General features: G+C 71.4%; 22 protein-coding genes. 1 reads left to right on the top strand and 21 read right to left on the bottom strand.

Translation table 11 applies throughout. The features are described from left to right. Window positions 1–72: 72 nt before the first annotated feature. The 10 genes from gmk to pyrR form a co-directional block, all read right to left on the bottom strand. The gene (gene gmk, locus ACGFW5_RS16955) at window positions 73–666 is read right to left on the bottom strand and encodes a guanylate kinase (RefSeq protein ID WP_393834998.1); all 594 of its coding nucleotides are present in this window, start codon (window positions 664–666) and stop codon (window positions 73–75) included. A gap of 38 nt (window positions 667–704) precedes the next feature. Continuing rightward, window positions 705–1,028 carry an integration host factor gene (locus tag ACGFW5_RS16950; RefSeq protein WP_053724505.1) on the bottom strand — a complete coding sequence of 108 codons (324 nt, stop codon included), beginning with the start codon at window positions 1,026–1,028 and terminating at the stop codon, window positions 705–707. 368 nt (window positions 1,029–1,396) lie between these two features. Continuing rightward, complete coding sequence (gene pyrF, locus ACGFW5_RS16945) at window positions 1,397–2,230, bottom strand: orotidine-5'-phosphate decarboxylase (protein WP_393834997.1); 834 nt, start codon at window positions 2,228–2,230, stop codon at window positions 1,397–1,399. Then, a complete protein-coding gene (locus ACGFW5_RS16940; protein WP_393834996.1) occupies window positions 2,227–3,339 on the bottom strand; it encodes a quinone-dependent dihydroorotate dehydrogenase in 1,113 nt (370 codons plus the stop codon). The genes pyrF and ACGFW5_RS16940 overlap by 4 nt, the downstream gene beginning before the upstream one ends. A 99-nt stretch (window positions 3,340–3,438) precedes the next feature. Next, window positions 3,439–6,747: a carbamoyl-phosphate synthase large subunit gene (gene carB, locus ACGFW5_RS16935; RefSeq protein ID WP_393834995.1), complete on the bottom strand. Its 3,309-nt coding sequence runs from the start codon at window positions 6,745–6,747 to the stop codon at window positions 3,439–3,441. Continuing rightward, window positions 6,740–7,894 carry a glutamine-hydrolyzing carbamoyl-phosphate synthase small subunit gene (gene carA / locus ACGFW5_RS16930; protein ID WP_393834994.1) on the bottom strand — a complete coding sequence of 385 codons (1,155 nt, stop codon included), beginning with the start codon at window positions 7,892–7,894 and terminating at the stop codon, window positions 6,740–6,742. Before carA ends, carB begins: the two co-directional genes overlap by 8 nt. Continuing rightward, complete coding sequence (locus tag ACGFW5_RS16925; RefSeq protein WP_393834993.1) at window positions 7,891–8,469, bottom strand: hypothetical protein; 579 nt, start codon at window positions 8,467–8,469, stop codon at window positions 7,891–7,893. The genes carA and ACGFW5_RS16925 overlap by 4 nt, the downstream gene beginning before the upstream one ends. Continuing rightward, window positions 8,466–9,752 carry a dihydroorotase gene (locus tag ACGFW5_RS16920; RefSeq protein ID WP_393834992.1) on the bottom strand — a complete coding sequence of 429 codons (1,287 nt, stop codon included), beginning with the start codon at window positions 9,750–9,752 and terminating at the stop codon, window positions 8,466–8,468. The genes ACGFW5_RS16925 and ACGFW5_RS16920 overlap by 4 nt, the downstream gene beginning before the upstream one ends. 2 nt (window positions 9,753–9,754) lie before the next feature. Then, on the bottom strand, window positions 9,755–10,738 hold the full coding sequence (locus ACGFW5_RS16915) for an aspartate carbamoyltransferase catalytic subunit (RefSeq protein ID WP_393834991.1): 984 nt from the start codon (window positions 10,736–10,738) through the stop codon (window positions 9,755–9,757). 93 nt (window positions 10,739–10,831) lie between these two features. Beyond that, complete coding sequence (gene pyrR, locus ACGFW5_RS16910) at window positions 10,832–11,434, bottom strand: bifunctional pyr operon transcriptional regulator/uracil phosphoribosyltransferase PyrR (protein ID WP_393834990.1); 603 nt, start codon at window positions 11,432–11,434, stop codon at window positions 10,832–10,834. Window positions 11,435–11,730: 296 nt separating this feature from the next. On the opposite strand from pyrR, the gene bldD reads away from it, so the two are divergent. After that, a complete protein-coding gene (gene bldD / locus ACGFW5_RS16905; RefSeq protein WP_093894511.1) occupies window positions 11,731–12,231 on the top strand; it encodes a transcriptional regulator BldD in 501 nt (166 codons plus the stop codon). 621 nt (window positions 12,232–12,852) lie between these two features. On the opposite strand, the gene nusB is transcribed toward bldD, so the two are convergent. From nusB to ACGFW5_RS16850, 11 genes are all read right to left on the bottom strand, one after another. After that, window positions 12,853–13,281, bottom strand: coding sequence for a transcription antitermination factor NusB (nusB, locus tag ACGFW5_RS16900; RefSeq protein WP_393834989.1), 429 nt, complete (start codon window positions 13,279–13,281; stop codon window positions 12,853–12,855). A 2-nt stretch (window positions 13,282–13,283) separates the two neighbouring features. After that, on the bottom strand, window positions 13,284–13,850 hold the full coding sequence (efp, locus tag ACGFW5_RS16895; RefSeq protein WP_329226688.1) for an elongation factor P: 567 nt from the start codon (window positions 13,848–13,850) through the stop codon (window positions 13,284–13,286). A gap of 69 nt (window positions 13,851–13,919) precedes the next feature. Next, on the bottom strand, window positions 13,920–15,026 hold the full coding sequence (locus ACGFW5_RS16890) for a M24 family metallopeptidase (RefSeq protein WP_393834988.1): 1,107 nt from the start codon (window positions 15,024–15,026) through the stop codon (window positions 13,920–13,922). 591 nt (window positions 15,027–15,617) lie between these two features. Continuing rightward, window positions 15,618–16,574 carry a Pro-rich N-terminal domain-containing protein gene (locus tag ACGFW5_RS16885; RefSeq protein ID WP_393834987.1) on the bottom strand — a complete coding sequence of 319 codons (957 nt, stop codon included), beginning with the start codon at window positions 16,572–16,574 and terminating at the stop codon, window positions 15,618–15,620. A 131-nt stretch (window positions 16,575–16,705) separates the two neighbouring features. Further along, window positions 16,706–17,155 (bottom strand): type II 3-dehydroquinate dehydratase, encoded by a 450-nt coding sequence (aroQ, locus tag ACGFW5_RS16880; protein WP_393834986.1) that lies wholly within the window; start codon window positions 17,153–17,155, stop codon window positions 16,706–16,708. Continuing rightward, the gene (gene aroB / locus ACGFW5_RS16875) at window positions 17,152–18,246 is read right to left on the bottom strand and encodes a 3-dehydroquinate synthase (protein WP_393834985.1); all 1,095 of its coding nucleotides are present in this window, start codon (window positions 18,244–18,246) and stop codon (window positions 17,152–17,154) included. The genes aroQ and aroB overlap by 4 nt, the downstream gene beginning before the upstream one ends. Then, on the bottom strand, window positions 18,243–18,725 hold the full coding sequence (locus ACGFW5_RS16870; RefSeq protein ID WP_393835081.1) for a shikimate kinase: 483 nt from the start codon (window positions 18,723–18,725) through the stop codon (window positions 18,243–18,245). The genes aroB and ACGFW5_RS16870 overlap by 4 nt, the downstream gene beginning before the upstream one ends. A gap of 35 nt (window positions 18,726–18,760) precedes the next feature. Further along, window positions 18,761–19,945: a chorismate synthase gene (gene aroC / locus ACGFW5_RS16865; RefSeq protein WP_393834984.1), complete on the bottom strand. Its 1,185-nt coding sequence runs from the start codon at window positions 19,943–19,945 to the stop codon at window positions 18,761–18,763. A 782-nt stretch (window positions 19,946–20,727) separates the two neighbouring features. Next, the gene (locus ACGFW5_RS16860; RefSeq protein WP_393834983.1) at window positions 20,728–21,186 is read right to left on the bottom strand and encodes a hypothetical protein; all 459 of its coding nucleotides are present in this window, start codon (window positions 21,184–21,186) and stop codon (window positions 20,728–20,730) included. A gap of 77 nt (window positions 21,187–21,263) precedes the next feature. Next, window positions 21,264–21,812 (bottom strand): GNAT family N-acetyltransferase, encoded by a 549-nt coding sequence (locus ACGFW5_RS16855; protein ID WP_393834982.1) that lies wholly within the window; start codon window positions 21,810–21,812, stop codon window positions 21,264–21,266. 41 nt (window positions 21,813–21,853) lie between these two features. Then, window positions 21,854–22,285: a hypothetical protein gene (locus ACGFW5_RS16850; RefSeq protein WP_393834981.1), complete on the bottom strand. Its 432-nt coding sequence runs from the start codon at window positions 22,283–22,285 to the stop codon at window positions 21,854–21,856. Window positions 22,286–22,507 lie beyond the last annotated feature (222 nt).

Here is a 22,507-nt window from a genome sequence, read left to right as displayed (position 1 = left end):
GTGAGCTGTGCTGCTGGTGCGCTGAGCCGGGCTGCGTCTGCTGCTGAAAGCGGCTGACGTCACACGTCTCGATCAAACAACTCGCATCAAGGCTAGCAGCTCCCGGGCCACGTCCTCGACCGAGGTGTTGACCAGGGTCGTGTCGAACTCCGCCTCGGCGGCCAGTTCGACCTTCGCGGCGGCGAGCCGGCGCTCGATGACGTCGGGCGCTTCGGTGCCACGGCCGGTGAGCCGGCGGACCAGTTCGTCCCAGCTCGGGGGCGCGAGGAAGACGAGCTGCGCCTCGGGCATCGACTCGCGGACCAGCCGCGCGCCCTGGAGGTCGATCTCCAGAAGGACGGGCTCGCCCGCTTCCAGGCGTTCGAGGACGGCGGCTCGCGGGGTGCCGTAGCGGTTGCCCGCGAACTCCGCCCACTCCAGCAGCTCGCCGTTGGCGACGAGCTTGTCGAACTCCTCGTCGTCCACGAAGAAGTACTGCACGCCGTGGCGCTCGCCGGGGCGTGGCTTGCGGGTCGTCGCGGACACCGAGAGCCAGACCTCGGGGTGGACCTTGCGCATATGAGCGACGACCGTGCTCTTGCCGACCCCGGAGGGGCCGGAGAGCACGGTCAGCCGCGGACGTGCGTCCGGGGGTACGGGGGTGGTCCCCCGGAGTGTTGCTGCCATGCGGCGATTATTCCAGCTTCTCGGGTATGCCCGAGACGTCAGGCCCCGGAGCCGCCGAACTCACGCTCAAGGGACGCGATCTGATTGGAGCCGAGCCCCCGCACGCGGCGGCTCTCGGAGATCCCCAGCCGCTCCATGATCTGCTTGGCACGGACCTTGCCCACGCCGGGCAGGGACTCAAGCAGGGCGGAGACCTTCATCTTCCCGATGACGTCGTTCTCCTGGCCCGACTTGATGACCTCGTGGAGGGAGGCGCCGGAGTGCTTGAGTCGATTCTTGACCTCGGCCCGCTCCCGGCGAGCCGCGGCGGCCTTTTCGAGCGCGGCTGCGCGCTGTTCAGGGGTAAGGGGCGGAAGAGCCACGCCTACGTCACCTCGGATGTCGAACTGTCGGATACGGACCGGTGCGGAACCTGAGCGCTCCACACCAGGTGAGCAGCGTCCTACGCACTCGCGCACGTGCTCGTCTGCTCTCGTCGGAGACTAGCGGCCAAGGCCGCTCCAGTCAGCGAGAACAGACGAAAAGTCCTGGTCAGCCTCAACTGATCAGGACTTTTCAGACAAAACACCCTGGTTTTGCGTAAGGAAAATGTCAACGTTCCGTGTGCGCGCGCTCCGGGGCCCGCACGACGAGCCGGCTCCGGTGTTCCCCGAAGGGCCGTGGGGCGTTCCGGCACGTCCGGCGCCGGCGCCCCGGATGCGACGCATGTCACATCCGGGGACTTGTCGGATCAGGCCGGAGAGACCGCCGCGCGGACCTCGTCGGCGTAGCGGGCCGCCGCCTCGCGCAGGGCGCCCACGTCCGGTCCGTGGCGCAGGACGCCGCGGCTGACGCTCGGCACCACGTTGCGCACGGCGGAGCCGAAGACGCCGGGCAGATCGGCCGGGGTCGCGCCCTGGGCGCCGATGCCGGGGGCCAGCAGCGGGCCGTTGATGTCGAGGTCCACCCCGGCGTCGCCGAGCGTGGCGCCGACGACCGCGCCGACCGAGCCGAGCGGCGAGGCGCCCGCGTTCTCGGCCTTCATGTGGTCCAGCATCAGCTGGGCAAGGGGACGGCCGTCGGCCGCGGTCGAGCGCTGGACCTCGGCGCCCTCCGGGTTCGATGTAAGGGCCAGCACGAAGACGCCCGAGCCGGACTTCGCGGCCAGGTCGAGCGCGGGGCGCAGCGAGCCGAAGCCCAGGTACGGCGACACGGTCACGGCGTCCGAGAACAGCGGGGATGCCGGGTCCAGGTAGGTGGCCGCGTACGCCGCCATCGTGGAGCCGATGTCGCCGCGCTTGGCGTCCATCAGGACCAGGGCTCCGGCCGCGCGGGCGTCCTCGACCGCCTTCTCCAGGACGGCGACGCCGCGCGAGCCGAACCGCTCGAAGAACGCCGACTGCGGCTTGAGCACGGCCACCCGGTCGGCCAGGGCCTCCACGGTGATCCGGGTGAAGCGTTCCAGGCCCGCGATGTCGTCGCTCAGGCCCCAGTCCGCGAGGAGGGAGGCATGCGGGTCGATGCCCACGCACAGCGGGCCGCGGATGTCCATCGCCTCGCGCAGGCGGGTACCGAAGGGGATCATGCGGCGGCCTTCTTCCGGGTCTCGGCGCCGACGGCCTCGGCGAGCGTGGCATACGGGGAGGTGGCGAGCCGGGCCGCGAGGCCCTTGTGGATCGCGCGGCCCCAGAAGGGCCCCTCGTAGATGAAGGCGCTGTAGCCCTGGACCAGGGTGGCCCCGGCGAGGATGCGCTGCCAGGCGTCCTCGGCGTTCTCGATGCCGCCGACGCCCACCAGGACGAGGCGGTCGCCGACCCGCGCGTACAGGCGGCCCAGCACTTCCAGGGAGCGCTCCTTGAGCGGGGCGCCGGACAGGCCGCCGGTCTCCTTGACGAGGCCTGCCGGGGACATCAGGCCGAGACCGTCGCGGGCGATGGTGGTGTTGGTGGCGATGATGCCGTCGAGGCCCAGCTCGACGGCGAGGTCGGCGACCGCGTCGATGTCGGCGTCCGCGAGGTCGGGTGCGATCTTCACGAGCAGCGGCACGCGGCGGCCCTGGACGCTGCGGTCGGCGGCCTCGCGCACGGCCGTCAGGAGCGGGCGCAGGGACTCGGTGGCCTGGAGGTTGCGCAGACCCGGCGTGTTCGGCGAAGAGACGTTGACCACGAGGTAATCGGCGTGCGCGGCCAGGCGCTCGGTCGACTTCACGTAGTCGGCGGCGGCGTCGGCCTCGGGCACGACCTTGGTCTTGCCGATGTTGACGCCGACCGTGGTGCGGAACACCGCCTTGCGGGCCGCCAGGCGCTCGGCCACGGCCGCGGAGCCCTCGTTGTTGAAGCCCATGCGGTTGATGAGCGCGCGGTCCGGCACGAGACGGAACAGGCGCTTCTTCGGGTTGCCGGGCTGGGGCTCGCCGGTGACTGTGCCGATCTCGATGTGGTCGAAGCCCAGCATCGACATGCCGTCGACCGCGACGGCGTTCTTGTCGAAGCCGGCCGCGAGGCCGAACGGGCCGTGCATGCGCAGGCCCAGGGCCTCGGTGCGCAGCTCCTTGTGGCGAGGCGCGAGCGCGGCGGCGACGAACGTACGCAGGACGGGGACGCGGGCCGCCAGACGGATCCAGCGGAAGGCCATGTGGTGGGCCTGCTCGGGGTCCATGCGCTTGAAGACGAGGTGGAAGAAGAGTTTGTACATGGTCGGTGTCCTCGGTGTCCTCGGTGTCCTCGGTGGCTCGGGGAGAGGGCTCATGAAGAGGGGGACACCGGTTCCGGTGTCCCCCTGCTTCCCCGTCTGCTAGTCGCGGGCCGCGGTCAGGTGTTCCGCGTGTTCCTGGAGGGAACGCACCCCCACGTCACCGTGGTTGAGGGCGTCGATGCCCTGGACGGCGGCGGCGAGCGCCTGGACCGTGGTCAGGCAGGGCACGGAGCGGGCGACGGCCGCCGTGCGGATCTCGTAGCCGTCGAGCCGGCCACCGGTGCCGTACGGCGTGTTGACGATGAGGTCGACCTCGCCGTCGTGGATGAGCTGGACGATCGTCTTCTCGCCGTTCGGGCCCTCGCCCTCGCTGAGCTTGCGCACCACGGTGGCGTTGATGCCGTTGCGGCGCAGCACCTCCGCGGTGCCCGAGGTGGCCAGCAACTCGAAGCCGTGGGCGACCAGTTCACGCGCCGGGAAGATCATCGTGCGCTTGTCGCGGTTGGCGACCGAGATGAACGCGCGGCCCTTGGTCGGCAGCGGACCGTAGGCGCCCGCCTGCGACTTGGCGTACGCGGTGCCGAACACCGAGTCGATGCCCATCACTTCACCGGTGGAGCGCATCTCCGGGCCGAGCACCGTGTCGACGCCGCGCCCGTGGACGTCGCGGAAGCGGCTCCACGGCATCACGGCCTCCTTGACGGAGATCGGCGCGTCCAGCGGCAGCGTGCCGCCGTCGCCCTCCCTGGGCAGCATGCCCTCCGCACGCAGCTCGGCGACGGTCGCGCCGAGCGAGATGCGGGCGGCGGCCTTGGCGAGCGGCACCGCGGTCGCCTTCGAGGTGAAGGGGACGGTGCGCGAGGCACGCGGGTTGGCTTCGAGGACGTAGAGGATGTCACCGGCCATGGCGAACTGAATGTTGATCAGGCCGCGGACGCCGACGCCCTTGGCGATGGCCTCCGTCGAGGCGCGCAGGCGCTTTATGTCGTGGCCGCCGAGCGTGATCGGGGGCAGCGCGCACGCCGAGTCGCCGGAGTGGATGCCGGCCTCCTCGATGTGCTCCATGACGCCGCCGAGGTAGAGCTCGGTGCCGTCGTAGAGGGCATCCACGTCGATCTCGATCGCGTCGTCCAGGAAGCGGTCGACCAGGACCGGCCGGGTGGGGCTGATCTCGGTGGACTCCGCGATGTACGAGGCCAGCCGCTCCTCGTCGTACACGATCTCCATGCCGCGGCCGCCGAGCACGTACGAGGGGCGTACGAGGACGGGGAAGCCGATCTCGTCGGCGATGGCCTTGGCGCCGGCGAAGGTGGTGGCGGTGCCGTGCTTGGGCGCGGGCAGGCCGGCCTCTGCGAGCACGCGGCCGAAGGCGCCGCGGTCCTCGGCGGCGTGGATGGCCTCGGGCGGGGTGCCCACGACCGGGACGCCGTTGTCCTTGAGCGCCTGCGCGAGACCCAGCGGGGTCTGCCCGCCGAGCTGCACGACGACACCCGCGACCGGTCCGGCAAGGGTCTCGGCGTGGACGATCTCCAGCACGTCTTCGAGCGTCAGCGGCTCGAAGTACAGGCGGTCGGAGGTGTCGTAGTCCGTCGAGACGGTCTCCGGGTTGCAGTTGACCATCACGGTCTCGTAGCCCGCGTCGCTCAGCGCGAAGGAGGCGTGGACGCAGGAGTAGTCGAACTCGATGCCCTGGCCGATGCGGTTGGGGCCGGAGCCCAGGATGATGACCGCGGGCTTCTCGCGCGGCGCGACCTCGCTCTCCTCGTCGTAGGAGGAGTAGAAGTACGGGGTCTTGGCGGCGAACTCGGCGGCGCAGGTGTCGACCGTCTTGTAGACCGGGCGCACTCCGAGCGCGTGCCGGACCTCGCGCACGACGTCCTCGCGCAAACCCCGGATGTCGGCGATCTGGGTGTCGGAGAAGCCGTGCCGCTTGGCCTCGGCCAGCAGCTCGGGGCCGAGCTTGTCGGCGCCGGCCAGCTCGTCGGCGATCTCCTTGATGAGGAAGAGCTGGTCGACGAACCAGGGGTCGATCTTCGTGGACTCGAAGACCTCCTCGGGGGTGGCGCCCGCGCGGATCGCGTACATGACGGTGTTGATCCGGCCGTCGGTCGGGCGCTTGGCCTGCTCCAGGAGGGCGGCCTTGTCGCCGACGGGGCTCGTGAAGTCGAACTGCGAGCCCTTCTTCTCCAGGGAGCGCAGGGCCTTTTGCAGCGCCTCGGTGAAGTTGCGGCCGATCGCCATGGCCTCGCCCACCGACTTCATGGTGGTGGTGAGGGTGGAGTCGGCGGAGGGGAACTTCTCGAAGGCGAAGCGCGGGGCCTTCACCACGACGTAGTCGAGGCTCGGCTCGAAGGACGCCGGCGTCTTCTCGGTGATGTCGTTGGGGACCTCGTCGAGGGTGTAGCCGATGGCGAGCTTGGCCGCGATCTTGGCGATGGGGAAGCCGGTGGCCTTGGAGGCGAGCGCGGACGAGCGCGAGACGCGCGGGTTCATCTCGATGACGATGACGCGGCCGTCGGCCGGGTCGATCGCGAACTGGATGTTGCAGCCGCCGGTGTCGACGCCGACCTCGCGGATGATCGCGATGCCGATGTCGCGCAGGCGCTGGTACTCGCGGTCGGTCAGCGTCATCGCCGGGGCGACGGTGATGGAGTCGCCGGTGTGCACGCCCATCGGGTCGAAGTTCTCGATGGAGCAGACGACCACGACGTTGTCGTTCTTGTCGCGCATCAGCTCCAGCTCGTACTCCTTCCAGCCGAGGATGGACTCCTCCAGAAGCACCTCGGTGGTCGGCGAGAGCGTGAGGCCCTGGCCGGCGATGCGGCGCAGCTCCTCCTCGTCGTGCGCGAAGCCGGATCCGGCGCCGCCCATGGTGAAGGAGGGGCGCACCACGACGGGGTAGCCGCCGAGGGTGTCGACGCCCTTGATGACGTCGTCCATGGTGTGGCAGATGACCGAGCGGGCGGACTCGCCGTAGCCGATCTTCTCCTTGACGGCTTCGACGACGCCCTTGAACAGGTCGCGGTCCTCGCCCTTGTTGATGGCCTCGACGTTGGCGCCGATCAATTCGACGCCGTACTTCTCCAGGACGCCCTGCTCGTGCATGGAGATCGCCGTGTTGAGCGCGGTCTGGCCGCCGAGGGTGGGCAGGAGCGCGTCGGGGCGCTCCTTGGCGATGATCTTCTCGACGAACTCCGGGGTGATCGGCTCGACGTACGTGGCGTCGGCGATCTCCGGGTCGGTCATGATCGTCGCGGGGTTGGAGTTGACCAGGATGACCCGCAGGCCCTCGGCCTTGAGGATGCGGCAGGCCTGGGTGCCGGAGTAGTCGAACTCGGCGGCCTGGCCGATGACGATCGGGCCGGAGCCGATGACCAGGACGGACTGGATGTCGGTGCGCTTAGGCACGCTCGGCCTCCATCAGAGATACGAAGCGGTCGAAGAGGTACGCGGCGTCGTGCGGGCCCGCGGCCGCCTCGGGGTGGTACTGGACACTGAAGGCCGGCTGGTCGAGCAGCTGGAGGCCTTCGACGACCTGGTCGTTCAGGCAGACGTGGGAGACCTCGGCGCGACCGTAGGGCGTGTCGGAGACCTTGTCGAGGGGCGCGTCGACGGCGAAGCCGTGGTTGTGCGCGGTGACCTCGACCTTGCCGGTGGTGCGGTCCTGCACCGGCTGGTTGATGCCGCGGTGGCCGTACTTCAGCTTGTAGGTGCCGAAGCCGAGCGCGCGGCCGAGGATCTGGTTGCCGAAGCAGATGCCGAACAGCGGTGTCCTGCGTTCGAGGACGGCCTGCATGATGGCGACGGGGCCGTCGGCGGTGGCCGGGTCGCCCGGGCCGTTGGAGAAGAACACGCCGTCGGGGGCGACCGCGAAGACGTCATCGGCGGTGGCGGTGGCGGGCAGCACGTGCACCTCGATGCCGCGTTCGGCCATCCGGTGCGGGGTCATGCCCTTGATGCCGAGGTCCACGGCGGCGACGGTGAAGCGCTTCTCGCCGATCGCGGGGACGACGTACGTCTCCTTGGTGGCGACCTCGGCGGAGAGGTCCGCGCCGGCCATCTGCGGGGCTTCCTTGACGCGGGCGAGCAGCGTGGCGTCGTCGGCGACCGCCTCGCCGGAGAAGATGCCGACGCGCATCGCGCCGCGCTCGCGCAGGTGGCGGGTGAGGGCGCGGGTGTCGATGCCGCAGATGCCGACGACTCCCTGCTTGACGAGCTCGTCGTCAAGGGTGCGGCGCGAGCGCCAGTTGGAGGGCATGCGGGCGGGGTCGCGCACGACGTAGCCGGCCACCCAGATCCGCTGCGACTCGGGGTCCTCGTCGTTCACGCCGGTGTTGCCGACGTGCGGGGCGGTCATCACGACCACCTGGCGGTGGTAGGACGGGTCGGTCAAGGTCTCCTGGTAGCCGGTCATGCCGGTGGAGAACACGGCCTCGCCGAAGGTCTCCCCCACGGCCCCGTAGGCACGGCCGCGGAAGATGCGGCCGTCCTCCAGGACGAGTACGGCGGGAGTCGCCTTTCCTGAGGGGGCGATTCCCCGGGTGGAGGTCGTCATCGTGCGGCGCCTTCCGTCGTGGTGGTGGTGATGATCATTGAGTTGATGGCTTCGACCCAGGCCGGGTGCTGTTCGGCCCGGTCGGAGCGGAAGCCCGAGTCGATGAGCCTGTCGCCGTGGCTCCAGGTCACGACGAGCAGCCCGCCCTCGGTGAGGACCTTGCCCGCGATGCCCTTGTCGAGCCGGGCCTCGCGCAGCTGCGCGGCCGGGACGAAGAAGTCGTTCGCGCCGGGGCGTACGACGACCAGGCCCGCGTCCGTCAGGGTGAGCTCCGCCTTGCTGCGCACGCCGAGGCCGTGCGCCACGATGCGGTCGAGCCACTGCCCGGCGGTGGTGGAGCCGTGGTAGCGGCCGCTCAGTTTCAGTTTCGCCTCGCCGGGCTCCTGGGGCGCGGCGGGGAGGGCGGGCAGGTCGGACTGGAGGCGGCGGCGCCACTGCCAGCCCTGGCGCATCAGCCAGTAGAGGAGCGCCACGAAGAGTGCGAGACCGACGAGCCAGCCGATGCGTCCACCCCAGTTGGTCACCTCGGCGGACTTCTCCTCGGCGGCCAGATTGATCAGTGCTGCGTACGTCACGCCAGTTTCCCGTCCACGACCGTTGCCCGGCCCCGCAGGAAGGTGTGCGTGATGCGTCCGGGCAGCTCGCGGCCCTCGTAGGGGGTGTTGCGGCTGCGGGAGGCGAAGCCCGCGGGGTTCACCTCACCACGGTATGCCGGATCCACCAGGGTCAGGTTGGCGGGTTCGCCTGCCGAGACGGGGCGGCCGTGGCCCGTGGCCTGCCCGATCTCGGCCGGCTTGTGCGCCATGCGGTCGGCGACACCGGCCCAGTCGAGCAGGCCGGTCTCGACCATCGTGTGCTGGACGACGGAGAGCGCGGTCTCCAGGCCGACCATGCCCATGGCGGCCGCGGCCCACTCGCAGTCCTTGTCCTCGTGGGGGTGCGGGGCGTGGTCGGTGGCGACGATGTCGATGGTGCCGTCGGCCAGCGCCTCGCGCAGCGCCATGACGTCCTTCTCCGTACGCAGCGGCGGGTTGACCTTGTAGACCGGGTTGTAGGAGCGGACCAGCTCGTCGGTGAGGAGCAGGTGGTGCGGGGTGACCTCGGCGGTGACGTCGATGCCGCGCGACTTGGCCCAGCGGACGATCTCGACCGAGCCTGCCGTGGAGAGGTGGCAGATGTGCACACGGGAGCCGACGTGCTCGGCGAGCAGCACATCGCGGGCGATGATCGACTCCTCGGCGACGGCGGGCCAGCCGCCGAGGCCGAGCTCGGCCGAGACGACGCCCTCGTTCATCTGGGCGCCCTCGGTCAGGCGGGGCTCCTGGGCGTGCTGGGCGACGACGCCGCCGAAGGCCTTCACGTACTCCAGGGCGCGGCGCATGATCACCGCGTCGTGGACGCACTTGCCGTCGTCGGAGAAGACGGTGACGCCGGCGGCGGAGTCGTGCATGGCGCCCAGTTCGGCGAGCTGCTTGCCCTCAAGGCCCACGGTGACGGCGCCGATCGGCTGCACGTCGCAGTAGCCGGACTCCTTGCCGAGCCGCCAGACCTGCTCGACGACGCCCGCGGTGTCGGCGACGGGGAACGTGTTGGCCATCGCGAAGACCGAGGTGAAGCCGCCGCGCGCGGCGGCCTGGGTGCCGGTGAGGACCGTCTCGGAGTCCTCGCGGCCGGGCTCGCGCAGGTGGGTGTGCAGGTCGACGAGGCCGGGCAGGAGGATCTGGCCCGTTCCGTCGACGACGGTCGCGTCGCCCGCGTCCAGAGCGGTACCGACGGCGGCGATGGTCTCGCCGTCGATCAGGACGTCCTGGACGTCGCCGCCGAGGACCTTCGCACCACGGATAAGGATCGTGCTCATGGTTACTTGTTCTCCGCATCGGTGGGACGGGCGTGGCTGACGGCGGGCTCGTTGCCGCCCAGGAGCAGGTACAGGACCGCCATACGGGTGTGGACGCCGTTGGCGACCTGCTCGACGACCGTGCAGCGGTCGGAGTCGGCGACCTCGGCGGTGATCTCCATGCCGCGCACCATCGGGCCGGGGTGCATCACGATGCCGTGCTCGGGCATCCTGGCCATGCGCTCGCCGTCGAGCCCGTAGCGCCGCGAGTACTCGCGCTCGGTCGGGAAGAAGGCGGCGTTCATGCGTTCGCGCTGCACACGCAGCATCATCACCGCGTCGGACTTCGGCAGCACGGCGTCCAGGTCGTACGACACGTCGCAGGTCCAGTGCTCGACGCCCACCGGGAGCAGGGTGGGCGGGGCCACCAGGGTGACCTCGGCGCCGAGGGTGTGCAGCAGGTCGACGTTGGAGCGGGCGACGCGGCTGTGCAGTACGTCGCCGACCAGGGTGATGCGCTTGCCCGCCAGGTCCTGGCCGAGCGCGTCCTTGCCGACCAGGCGCCGACGCATGGTGAACGCGTCGAGCAGGGCCTGGGTGGGGTGCTGGTGGGTGCCGTCGCCCGCGTTGATGACGGGGGCGTCGATCCAGCCGGAGGTGGCCAGGCGGTAGGGGGCGCCGGATGCGCTGTGCCGGATGACGACGGCGTCGACGCCCATCGCCTCCAGGGTCTGCGCGGTGTCCTTCAGGGACTCGCCCTTGGAGACCGATGAGCCCTTGGCGGCGAAGTTGATGACATCGGCCGACAGGCGCTTCTCGGCGGCCTCGAAGGAGATCCGGGTGCGGGTGGAGTCCTCGAAGAACAGGTTGCAGATGGTCCGGCCGCGCAGCGCGGGGAGCTTCTTGATCGGCCGGTCGGAGACCCGGGCCATCTCCTCGGCGGTGTCGAGGATGAGCACGGCGTCGTCGCGGGTGAGGTCGGCGGCCGAGATGAGGTGACGCATCATCGGGGGGTTCTCCAGGTGGGATGGAGGGTGGGGCGTGCGGGCGCGCAGAAGCAGGCCGTACGGCTCGGTGGGGGCCGTACGACCGTGCGGGGTCTACTGCTCGCCGGCCGGAGCGGTCTGCTTGACGCCGAGCAGCACGGCGTCGCGGCCGTCCTCCTCGGCGAGCTGGACCTTGACCGTCTCCCGCAGCGACGTGGGGAGGTTCTTGCCGACGTAGTCGGCGCGGATCGGGAGTTCGCGGTGGCCGCGGTCGACGAGGACCGCGAGCTGGACGGCGCGGGGGCGGCCGATGTCGCCGAGCGCGTCCAGGGCGGCGCGGATGGTGCGGCCGGAGAAGAGGACGTCGTCGACCAGGACGACCAGGCGGCCGTCGATGCCCTCACCGGGGATCTCGGTACGGCCGAGCGCACGCGCCGGCTTCAGCCGCAGGTCGTCGCGGTACATGGTGATGTCGAGCGAGCCGACCGGGGTCTTGCGCCCGGTGATCTCCTGGAGCTTGACGGCGAGCCGTTCGGCGAGGAAGACACCGCGGGTCGGGATGCCGAGGAGCACCACGTCGTCGGCGCCCTTGGCGCGTTCGACGATCTCGTGGGCGATGCGGGTCAGGACACGGGCGATGTCGGGGCCTTCGAGAACGGGCCGCGCCGCATCGGTGTGCGCCGGATCCTGCTGGGGGTTCGGGTGCTGCGTGTCCATACGAAACGGACCTCCTTCTCCGCCTCACGGGACGGATCTTAAAGGACGTCAAAATTGCGTTTTCCACGTTACCAGGGGCCGGGAGGCGCCCCGTACCGCCCCCTCACTCGAACGGGTGAGCCCGCCTCGACGGTCGCCGTGACCCGTAAGGGCGCGCCCCGCGCGGAGCCTGTCACTCCTGAGGGGCCCGGGTGTGGACCATTCGGCTTGACGCGGCCAAGTAACGCTGCGTAACCTCACAGTGAGTTACAGCCGCGCGGCGGAGCCGCACGTTGTCACAGCGTCCGGGGAGCTATATGTCCAGCGAATACGCAAAACAGCTCGGGGCCAAGCTCCGCGCCATCCGCACCCAGCAGGGCCTCTCTCTGCATGGTGTGGAGGAGAAGTCCCAGGGCCGCTGGAAGGCCGTGGTGGTCGGGTCGTACGAGCGTGGCGACCGCGCCGTGACCGTACAGCGCCTCGCCGAGCTGGCGGACTTCTACGGGGTTCCGGTGCAGGAGCTGCTGCCGGGCACCACGCCGGGCGGGGCCGCCGAGCCGCCGCCGAAGCTGGTCCTCGACCTTGAGCGCCTTGCGCACGTCCCGCCGGAGAAGGCGGGCCCGTTGCAGCGCTACGCGGCGACCATCCAGTCGCAGCGCGGCGACTACAACGGCAAGGTGCTGTCGATCCGCCAGGACGACCTGCGCACGCTTGCCGTGATCTACGACCAGTCGCCTTCGGTGCTGACCGAACAGCTGATCAGCTGGGGCGTCCTGGACGCGGACGCGCGCCGCGCGGTCGCCCACGAAGAGGCCTGACGGCCTTTCAGCAGAAACGTGCCTCCGGGCCTGGTGGGAGCAAGCGGCTCCCACCAGGCCCGGAGGCGTTTCCGGGGCTCCCGGGGGCTCCCAGTGCTGCCGGGGTTCCGGGTGCTCGGGGCTCCGGGGGTGCTCGGGACTCCGGGGGGCTCGGGGGCTCGGGACTCCGGGGGGCTCGGGGCTCCGGGGGGCTCGGGGCTCCGGGGAGTGCTCGGGATTCCGGGGGTGCTCGGGGCTCCGGGGGTGCTCGGGGCTCCGGGGGGCTCGGGATTCCGGGGGCGGCTCGGGATTCCGGGGGGCTCCGGGGGTTTGCTCGGGGTTCTGGGGGTGCTCGGGGTTCCGGGGAGTGCTCGGGGCTCCGGGGGTTTGCTCGGGGTTCTGGGGGTGCTCGGGGTTCCGGGGAGTGCTCGGGGCTCCGGGGGGCCCGGGATTCCGGGGGCTCCGGGCTCCGGGGGGCCCGGGATTCCGGGGGTTTACTCGGGACTCCGGGGGGCTCGGGGCTCCGGGGGTGCTCGGGGCTCCGCGGGGGCTCGGGGCTCCGGGGGATTTGCGGCTCCTCCGGGATGCCGAAGGGCCCGCGGCACATGCCGCGGGCCCTTCGTTAACCTGTTCCGCCGGAGGCTAGTCGCGGCGCAGGCTCGGCTTGAGCTCCTTGAAACGGGCGAGCAGCCCGTTCACGAACGCCGGCGAATCGTCCGTGGAGAATTCCTTCGCCAGCTGGACGGCCTCGTCGATGACGACCGCGTCGGGCGTCTCGTCCTCCCACACCAGCTCGTACGCGCCGAGCCGCAGGATGTTCCGGTCGACGACCGGCATCCGGTCGAGCGTCCAGTCCACCGAGTAGGTCGAGATCAGGTCGTCGATGCGGTCCACATAGCCCGCGTACCCCTCGACGAGCTGCATCGTGTACTCCGCGACCGGCGGCTGACGGTCGTCGGACCGCGAGTGCCGCACCCAGTCCGCGAGGACCGTCTGCACGGACTCACCGCGCTGGTCGGCCTCGAAGAGGATCTGGAAGGCGCGCTTGCGGGCCTTGTTCCGGGCAGCCACGGTTAGCTGTTCACCCGGCCGAGGTAGTCGCCGGTGCGGGTGTCGACCTTGATCTTCTCACCGGTGGTGATGAAGAGCGGGACGCCGATCTCGTAACCGGTCTCCAGGGTGGCCGGCTTGGAGCCGCCGGTGGAGCGGTCGCCCTGGACGCCCGGGTCGGTGTGCTGGATCGTCAGCTCGACGGCGGCCGGCAGCTCGACGTACAGCACCTCGCCCTCGTGCTGCGCGACCGAGGCGGTGAAGCCCTCGATCAGGAAGTTGGCGGCGTCGCCGACAGCCTTGCGGTCGACCATCAGCTGGTCGTACGTGCTCATGTCCATGAAGACGAAGTACTCGCCGTCCATGTACGAGAACTGCATGTCGCGGCGGTCAATGGTGGCCGTCTCGACCTTCACACCGGCGTTGAAGGTCTTGTCGACCACCTTGCCGGAGAGCACGTTCTTGAGCTTGGTGCGCACGAAGGCCGGGCCCTTGCCGGGCTTGACGTGCTGGAACTCGACGACGGACCAGAGCTGGCCTCCGTCGAGCTTGAGCACCAGGCCGTTCTTGAGGTCGTTCGTGGAAGCCACGGTTGCGGAATCTCCTGGACTGAAAGCTGGTGGACGACCGAGGGTACGTACCCGGGGCACGTACGCGTGCTAGAGCGCTAGCAGCTCCTTGGTCGTGATGGTGAGTAGCTCGGGGCCGCCGTCCGCCTCGGGGCGTACGACGAGCGTGTCGTCAATCCGGACGCCGCCCCGCCCCGGGAGGTGGACCCCCGGTTCGACCGTGACCGGCACGCACGTGTCCAGTTTACCCATGGCTCCAGGTGCGAGCTGCGGCTCCTCGTCGATTTCGAGCCCGACCCCGTGTCCGGTGAGCGGCCCCACGGCTTCGGCGTGGCCCGCGGCGTCCAGAACCTGGCGGGCCGCGCGGTCCACCGAGCGGTACTCGGCGCCGGGTACCAGGGCCTCACGGCCTGCCCGTTGGGCTGCGAAAACGGCGTCGTACAGCTCGATCTGCCAGTCGGCGGGGGTCGTGCCGATCACGAACGTACGGCCGATCTCGCAGCGGTATCCGCGGTAGGTGGCGCCCAGGCAGACCGAGAGGAAGTCGCCCTCCTCGACCCGGCGGTCGGCCGGACGGTGGCCCGCGCGGCCGGAGTTCGGGCCAGTGCCGACCGACGTCATGAAGGCGGGCCCGTCGGCGCCATGGTCCACCAGACGGCGCTCCAGTTCCAGGGCGAGGTGGCGCTCGGTGCGGCCGACCAGGATCGACTCCAGGAGCTCGCCCAGGGCCTGGTCGGTGATCTCGGCGGCGATCCGCAGACAGGCGATCTCCTCCTCGTCCTTGACCAGGCGGCGCTGCTCGACGGCGCCGCCGAGGTCGCTCAGGAGCAGCCCGGGCGCCACCGAGCCGAGGGCGCGGTGGCGGGCCACGGACAAGTGGTGCTCCTCCACGGCGAGCGAGTCGGCGCCGCTGGCCTGGGCGAGGTCGGCGGCCGCCACGGCCGGGTCGCCGCCGGGTGCGGGCAGCACGGTGAGCCGCAGGTGCTCGTCGAGATGGCCCTCGATGAGGTCGCCGGACGGTGTGCGCGGGCACAGCAGTACGTCCTCGGCCGGACCTAGCAGCAGGACTGCGCCCGGTGGGGCGCCGCCCGCCAGGTAACGGACATTGGCCGGGCGCGATACCAGGGCGGCGGCGCTGCCTGCGGCCGCCGAGCGGTCCCGCAGCCAGGCGCGGCGCACCGCGAACACCTCTGACATGCCCCGAGCGTATGAGCGGGGGCGGGGTTCGGCCGTTTCAGCGCGTCCGACCGGGGGCCGCCCCGGTAGTCGGTCCGTCCTTGTCCTCAATCGCCGGACGGGCTGAGGATGCCAACGTGGGCCGGCGCCCAGTAGTTCGGGGGCGCGGGGAGGCCGGCACGGTCCGCAGACGTAACCCGGGGTCGCCTGGGGCCCCGCCCCACACCCCCTTCGCTCTCGTCCTCGATCGCCGGACGGGTTGAGGATGCCAACGTGGCCCGGCGCCGAGTAGTTCGGGGGCGCGGGGAACTGCGCGAGCCGCGGGCACGGTCCGCAGACGAAACCCGGGGTCGCCTGGGGCTCCGCCCCACACCCCGTTCGCGCCTAATGGGCGCTCGTCGTCAAACGCCGGACGGGCTGAAGATGCCCACGCCGGCCAGCAACGAGCAGCTGAGGGACGCGGGGAACTGCGCGACCGGCCACATGGGGGCCGTAGACGAAGACGGGGTTTCAGGGGCGCGGGGAACTGCGCGACTGGTCCCCGCAGGCCCGCGCCGGGCGGACACCCCCGGAGGGTTTCGGGAAGGGGCGGGGTGGGGGAAACCGGGCCCCCTACCAGTTCGGGGGGCTTGCGATCGTGCGGGCCAGGACGTCGTCCAGGAGGCGGGCCGTGGTGGGGACGTCGTACTGGGAGTTGTCGATGATCGGCAGGCCCGAGCCGTACCAGCCGGCCATGCGGCCGTGGATGCCCGCGACCTCCTCGTCGGACAGGCGGCGGTTGCCCGTGCGCTCCGCGTTGCGTTCCAGGACCACTTCGAGGCCCGGCAGGAGCACGACGGGCAGCAGGCCCGGGCCCACGTGCCGCTTCCAGCCGCCGAGGCCGACGACCGGCCGGTCGGGGAAGACCGCGTCGTCGAGGATGCAGGAGATCCCATTGGCCAGGAAGTTGCGCGCGGCGAAGCCGCAGGTGCGGCGGGCCAGGCGGTACTGGGCCTCGGAATGGTCGTTCCAGCCCGACTGGGGGTCGGCGAACCCGGAGCACACCCACTCGCGTACGTCGTCGAGGCTGATGTGCGCGGTGGGCACCCGGCGGTGCTGCGCCCAGTACCGGGCCACGGTCGTCTTGCCCGCTCCGGCGGGGCCGATGAGCAGCACCGCGAGCGTGGTGGCCCCGGTGCCCTCGGGCGCCTGCGGCATCGGAACCGGACCGCCGGGCGGCAGGGCCACGTGCCCCGTGGTGTCGCGGGACGGCGGCCGGGCCGATGCGTGCTGCGGTGCGGGGCCGTGCCAGCCCTGGCCGGGCGGCTGCTGGGCCCCGGGGTGCGGGGCCTGGGCCGGTGGTGTCGGCGGGTGGGCCGGCATCCGGGCCGGGCCGGGCTCGGGCAGCGGGCCGGGCTCGGGCAGCGGGCCCGGCTGGTACGGCGGGGCGCCCGGCGTGGGCGGGCCCGCCGGGGCCGCGCTCGGCCTCAGTGGAGCCGTGCCCTCCGACTCGATGCCCTGGGCCCAGTCGTGCGGGGGCTGCCCCGGGGCGTGGGGCGGCGGCAGTGGAGCCCCCCCTGCGTGCTGCATCCGGTGCCACTCCGTCTCGTACAGGCAACTGGCGCTGGTCGGGCGCCCGTCGGTGTGGGGCGGCCCGGTGCAGAACCGTACCTCCCCCGGCCGCCACAGTGTGAACGGCCGGGGAGCGGCGGCGGTGCCCGTCAGCCGAGTTCGCCGGCCAGTTCATCGGCGAGCGCGCGCAGCGCGAGGCGGTAGGAGCCGATCCCGAAGCCGGCGACGGTGCCGGTGGCGACGGGCGCGATCACCGAGGTGTGGCGGAATTCCTCACGGGCGTACGGGTTCGAGATGTGCACCTCGATGAGCGGCGCGGTGCGCTGGGCCGCCGCGTCGCGCATTCCGTACGAATAGTGGGTGAAGGCGCCCGGGTTGATGATGACCGGAATGCGACCGTCCGCGGCCTCGTGGAGCCAGCGGATGAGTTCGCCCTCGTCGTTGGTCTCGCGGACCGAGACCTCGAAGCCGAGCTCCTTGCCGAGCCCTTCGCAGACCTCGACGAGGCCGGCGTACGAGGTGGCGCCGTACACGTCGGGCTCGCGCGAGCCAAGCCGGCCGAGGTTGGGGCCGTTCAGGACGAACACCGGCCGGGTCACGCGGAGACCTCGCCGTACGCGGCGAGCAGCACCGCCGGGTCCGGGCCCTCAAGGACGGTCGGCTTGGCGAGGCCGTCCAGGACGATGAAGCGCAGCGTGCTGCCGCGGGACTTCTTGTCCAGCTTCATGTTCTCCACGAGCTTGGGCCACTGGTCGCCGCGGTAGGTGAGCGGCAGCCCGACGGACTTCAGGATCGCGCTGTGCCGGTCGGCGGTCGCGTCGTCCAACCGCCCTGCCAGGCGGCCCAGTTCGGCCGCGAAGACCAGGCCGACGGAGACGGCCGCGCCGTGCCGCCACTTGTAGCGCTCGTTCTTCTCGATGGCGTGCGCGAGGGTGTGGCCGTAGTTCAGGATCTCGCGCAGGCCCGTTTCCTTCAGGTCGCCTGAGACCACTTCGGCCTTGACCCGGATGGAGCGCTCGATGAGCTCGGCGGTGTGCGGGCCCCCGGGGGTGCGGGCGCCCGCCGGGTCGGACTCGATGAGGTCGAGGATGGCCGGGTCGGCGATGAAGCCGGCCTTGATGACCTCGGCCATGCCCGACACGTAGTCGTTGACGGGCAGCGAGTCGAGCGCGGCCAGGTCGCACAGGACGCCGATGGGCGGGTGGAAGGCGCCCACCAGGTTCTTGCCCTCGGCGGTGTTGATGCCGGTCTTGCCGCCGACGGCCGCGTCCACCATGCCGAGCACGGTGGTCGGCACCGAGATCCAGCGCACCCCGCGCAGCCAGGTGGCCGCGACGAAGCCGGCGAGGTCGGTGGTGGCGCCGCCGCCCACGCCGATGACGAGGTCGGTGCGGGTGAAGCCGGACTGGCCGAGCGCCTTCCAGCAGTAGGCGGCGACCTCGGCGGTCTTGGCCTCTTCGGCGTTGGGCACCTGGATGGCGATGACGTCGTAGCCCTGCGCCGCGAGATCGTCGCGGATCGCGTCACCGGTGCCGGCCAGCGCCTCGGGGTGGATGACCGCGACCCGCTTGGCCCGGTCGCCGATCAGCCCGGCGAGCTCGCCCAGCAGGTTGCGGCCGACGAGTACGTCGTACGGGTCCGTGCCCGCCGTGCCCGCGACCTGGATCCGGGTGGGTGCCTGCTCCGTCATGCGTCCTTCAACTCCAGTGCGTCGAGGACCGCCTGGGCGACCTCTTCGGGGGTGCGTCCGTCGGTCGCGACGACCGCACGGGCGACTTCGGTGTACAGATGGCGCCGCGCGTCCATCAGCTCGCGCCACTGCCGGCGCGGGTTGACCGCAAGCAGCGGGCGGGCGGCGTTCAGGCCGACGCGCCGGACCGCCTCCTCGACGTCCATCGAGAGATAGACGACGGGGTGCGGCGCGAGGAGCGTGCGGGTGCCGGCGTCGAGGATCGCGCCGCCGCCGAGCGCGAGCACGCCGGTGTGCCCGGCGATCGCGGCACGCACCGCGTCCCGCTCCAGGGCGCGGAAGTACGGCTCGCCGTCCTCGATGAAGATGTCCGCGATCGGGCGCCCCTCGGCCGCCACGATGTCGGCGTCGGTGTCCCGGTAGGGCACGCCGAGCCGTTCGGCGAGCAGCGCGCCCACGGTGGACTTGCCCGAGCCCATCGGGCCGACCAGGACGACCAGCGGTCCGGTGGTGCTCACCGGATCTGCAGGTTGTCGAGGTAGGACGTGACGTTGCGGCGGGTCTCGGGCACGCTGTCGCCGCCGAACTTCTCGGCGACCGCGTCCGCGAGGACGAGCGCGACCATGGCCTCGGCGACGATGCCCGCGGCCGGCACGGCACAGACGTCGGAGCGCTGGTGGTGGGCCTTGGCGGCCTCGCCGGTGGCGACGTCGATGGTGGCGAGCGCGCGCGGCACGGTCGCGATCGGCTTCATCGCGGCGCGTACCCGCAGCAGTTCACCGGTGGTCAGGCCGCCCTCGGTGCCGCCGGAGCGGCCGGAGGTGCGCCTGACGCCCTCGGCGGTGTTGACGATCTCGTCGTGGGCCTGCGAGCCGGGCACCCGGGCCAGGTCGAAGCCGTCGCCGACCTCGACACCCTTGATCGCCTGGATGCCCATGAGGGCGGCGGCGAGCCGGGCGTCCAGACGCCGGTCCCAGTGCACGTGCGAACCGAGGCCCACGGGCACTCCGTACGCCAGCACCTCGACGACCCCGCCGAGCGTGTCGCCGTCCTTGTGGGCCTGGTCGATCTCGGCGACCATCGCCTTCGACGCGGCCTCGTCCAGGCAGCGCACCGGGTCCGCGTCCAGCTTGTCGACGTCGGCGGGGGTGGGCAGCACGCCGTAGGGGGCCTTGGCCGCGGCCAGCTCCACCACGTGGCTGACGATCTCGATGCCGGCCGTCTCCTTCAGGTAGGAGCGGGCGACGGCGCCGAGCGCGACCCGGGCGGCGGTCTCGCGGGCGCTGGCCCGCTCCAGGATCGGCCGGGCCTCGTCGAAGCCGTACTTCTGCATGCCGGCGAGGTCGGCGTGGCCGGGCCTCGGGCGGGTCAGCGGGGCGTTGCGGGCCAGCTCCGCCAGGATCTCGGGGTCGACCGGGTCGGCGGACATGACCTGTTCCCACTTGGGCCACTCGGTGTTGCCCACCATGACCGCGATCGGCGAGCCCATGGAGAGACCGTGCCGCACGCCGCCGAGGAAGGTCACCTCGTCCCGCTCGAACTTCATGCGGGCGCCGCGTCCATAACCGAGCCGCCGCCGGGCCAGGTGGTCGGCCACCATGTCCGTGGTGATCGGCACGCCGGCGGGAAGACCCTCCAGCGTCGCGACAAGTGCGGGTCCGTGGGATTCCCCAGCGGTCAGCCAGCGCAGCCTGCTCAACGGTGCTCCTCATGCTCGCGCGTCCGGGTGCTACGACGGCGCGGCCGGGGTGCGCGCCCTGGCCCGCCACCCTGATCCTCCCACGTCCCGGCCGGTGGGCCGGGCCTGGTCCAGCCAGCGGACTGCGATCCCGTGCCGTGCGGTCCGCGGTGGGTTGCTCGCGCAGTTCCCCGCGCCCCCGTAGGTGGCCCACCCCGGTGCGTGCAGCCCACCCAAGGTCAGGCCGCGCGTGTGCGGCGGAGCCGCATGTGTCACCGACGGGCGTTTGCTGCACGGCCCCGCTGCCCTGTGCGAGGACTCTTCCGTGCTGGAAACGGCCGTGCGCGAACGGGATGCCGACGCGTTCCTCCGCCTGGACGAGGGCACCGGCCTTGTACCGGGGGCTGTCCTGCACTTCGGGGTGACACTGAGCGATGAGACGATTGAGGCGATGGCAAGCTCCGTCCCGAAGGCGTCTCGCTTGAAGACTGCACCGCATCCCAGGCGGCTGAGTTCGCTGCGTGGCTGCAGGGACGCATCGTCCCGGCCAGTGCCCCGGCTACGTTCAACACCGAGTGGGGGCTGGAAGCCGACCTGCCCGATCAACTGGTTCCGCATGTTCTGGTCCCGAGGCTCACCGAGGTCTTCCTGACTCATCTCCAGACCACGATCGGCCAGGACTGACTGGTGGGTGATCAGCGGGCGGCGTCGCGGACGAGGACGAGTTCGGTACTCGTCCAACGGTGGGTGGCCCGCTGCGCGGATCGGTCGGAAACGAGCGAGGCGATCGCGAGGCGTGCTTGTCACCGTCGCACGCCTCGTCCTTGGGCCCCTTCGGCGGGGCGCTGACCTGGCCGGGGAACTCCTTGGCCAGCCCGAGGCAGCCGGAATCGACCTTCGCCTTCACGCCGGGCCGGACCGGTACGCGTGCGGAACTGCTCGGCGATGCCCTCGGTGCGCACGGCGGTCTGGTTGCGCACCAGGCCCGGGCGGACGAGGCCGGACAGCAGCAGGCGGTCCTGGCCGTCGCTGAACGTGGTGGTCTTGTTGGTGTTCTGCTTGCGTTTACCGAGCACGAACGCCCGGCGCCCGCGGCGGTCGGCCTGCGGGCGGCGGACCTGGGTCTCGGCGCCGTCGAGCCGCAGCTCGACGCCCTCCGCCTCGGCATGGGCGAAAACGTCCTCCAATGTCTTCAGCCGCAGGCCGGGCCTACCGGACAGGGCAGGACGGGAACAGGCCGCACGGGCCCAGGTCAGCTTCACAACTCACCCAACCTGTACGGCCCTTCCCCTGTCACGGCCCGACCGGGACGATCACCGTACCCGCCGAGGCCGTGAAGCTACCCGGCCTGAATCGCGTCTGTCGGGACCTCGAAGATGATCGTGAGTCCGTCGCGCTCGTTCCCCTGCTCTCCGACGCGCGTGAAGCCGAAGCCCTCGATGGAGGCCAGGGAGGCGGCGTTGTCGGATCCGATCCGGGCGCGCACGGTCCTGACACCGGGTTCGGCGGCGGCCCTGACGAGCAGTGCTCTCAGCATGGCGCGCGCATATCCCTGGCGACGGAACCCGGGCACGACGGTGTAGCCGACCTCGACCATGCCGGCCTCGTCCGGCGGCCCGTGGAACCCGGCGTCGCCGACGACGACCCCGTCCGGCTCGGACACCGCGGCCCGCGTGATCCAGGGCGCGGCAGAGGGGTCCTTGGCGAGCTGGTCGGCGCGGTAGTCGAAGATCCAGCGGGCTCGGTCACCGACGAAGTGTTCGTCAAGGGCGACCCCGGCCTCGGCGCTGCCGCCGGCGAGGTCACCGTCGGCCAGCGCACGCAGTGCCTTTGCGCTGAGCTTGACGAAACGTACGCGTTTGGAGGTGGAGAGAGGTTCGTTATTCATCGCGGGGATGCTTGCCCAGCGCCGGAGGGCTGTCCACCGCTTTACGGCCTCGGCGGACATGGTGATCGTTCCGGTCGGGTCGTGACATGAGGAGCCGCACCGCTGCCGGCTGAGACGTCGGACCAGTCCATATCGCGGTCCTCCAGCGTGGACCGCCAAGACGCCAGCCCGTGCGCATAGGCCCGCGCCGCATGGGGCGCTCCGATCGCCGCGGCGGCGTCGGGGTGGGTGCTGAGGACGGGCTTGTGCCAGCCGGCCTCAGGGACCTGGCGGTCGCCGTCGGAGCGCAGGGGGTGGTGGCCGGTGTCGGGCTCGGCCGCGATGACGACGGGAGTGCGCCACTCGCCGTAGCCCTCCTTACCGAAGATCTCGTTGTCGTGCCGGGCGGCGTCGCCGATCCGGTCGTCGCGGATGCCGTTGGCCATGTCCGTCGCGGCCAGGTGCGAGGTGACATCGAGGGCGTCGCCGCCCACGAGGCGACACAGGATCTTTGTCGTTGGCCGGCACCTACACGACGACCGCAGGGGTACCCGGCTCCCAGGCCCGGATCCGTTGCGACAGCCGCAGCAGGCCGGGCCACCAGGGCAGGTCCTGCCCCGCGAGGGCCGCGACGTCACCCCAGTCGGCCTCGTACTCGATTCCCGGGTGCGCGGGTCGGCCGCCACCAGCGCCGGCCCACGGAAACTCATGTCGCC

This window comes from Streptomyces sp. NPDC048416, from assembly GCF_043200435.1.
In the GTDB taxonomy this organism is placed as follows: Bacteria; Actinomycetota; Actinomycetes; order Streptomycetales; family Streptomycetaceae; genus Streptomyces.
Note: the sequence above shows the minus strand (reverse complement) of the source record. Positions and strands in the feature narration are given on the sequence as shown.